This is a genomic window from Ruoffia sp. FAM 26255, assembly GCF_045528525.1.
Lineage (GTDB): Bacteria > Bacillota > Bacilli > Lactobacillales > Aerococcaceae > Ruoffia > Ruoffia tabacinasalis.
The window spans coordinates 45,261-46,559 of record NZ_JBGQQX010000009.1; the positions used below are offsets into that span (position 1 = coordinate 45,261).

Sequence of the window (1,299 nt, forward strand, 5' to 3'; positions counted from 1 at the left end):
CGTCTGTTAACCATTGTAAGTATTCATTATATGAACCAGTAAACTCGTCACCATCATTATTTGTTACAGTTACTCCCACTTCATCAGTACGACGATCGTCTAATCCACGCACTTCCACACCTAAAGTAAATGTATCAGGGTTTGGAACTGGTGCTTCGACAAGTCTAAATGCACCGTATATTGCTGAGCTACTACCTAGATTTTCGTCGTTTAATTCAATTGTATAAACATCGTCTTCATCAGTAGCGACTGCATATTGATCTGTCGTATCATTGATTTCAGAGACTGTACCTACTGGTGTGTCTAAACTGATTATATAAGTACCTTCAGGCAATTCATCATCTGTTAACCACTGTAAGTATTCATTATACGACCCAGTAAACTCGTCACCATCATTATTTGTTACAGTCACTCCGACTTCGTCAGTCCGTTGATCGTTTAATCCACGCACTTCCACACCTAAAGTAAATGTATCAGGGTTTGGAACTGGTGCTTCGACAAGTCTAAATGCACCGTATACCGCAGAACTACTACCAAGATTTTCGTCGTTTAATTCAATTGTATAAACGTCATCTTCATCAGTAGCGACTGCATATTGGTTTGTCGTGTCATTAATTTCAGAGACAGTACCTTCTGGCGTGTCTAAAGTAATTGTATAATTACCTTCAGATAATTCTTCACTCGTTAACCATTGTAAGTACTCGTTATACTCACCTTCAAATACAACACCATCAGCATCCGTCACAGTAATTCCAGCTTCATCGGATCTAGTACCGTCTAATCCACGCACTTCCACACCTAATTGGTATGTTTCAGCTGGAGCTTCAACTAGATTAAATGCACCATATACTGCAGAACTACTACCTAAATTATCTTCGTTTAATTCAATTGTATAAACGTCATCTTCATCAGTAGCGACTGCATATTGGTTTGTCGTATCATTAATTTCAGAGACAGTACCTGCCGGCGTGTCTAAAGTGATTGTATAAGTACCTTCAGTTAATTCTTCACTCGTTAACCATTGTAAGTACTCGTTATACTCACCTTCAAATACAACACCATCAACATCAGCAACAGTAATTCCTACTTCATCAGTTCTAGTACCGTCTAATCCACGCACTTCCACACCTAATTGGTATGTTTCAGCTGGAGCTTCAACTAGATTAAACGCCCCATATACTGCAGAACTACTACCTAAATTATCTTCGTTTAATTCAATTGTATAAACGTCATCTTCATCAGTAGCGACTGCATATTGGTTTGTCGTATCATTAATTTCAGAGACAGTACCTGCCGGCG

1 protein-coding gene is annotated in these 1,299 nt (G+C 38.9%); it reads right to left on the reverse strand.

Going from position 1 to position 1,299, the window contains the following annotated elements; translation table 11 throughout:
• On the reverse strand, window positions 1-1,299 hold a 1,299-nt coding region (locus ACEN31_RS03170; RefSeq protein ID WP_407108611.1), incomplete at both ends, for a hypothetical protein.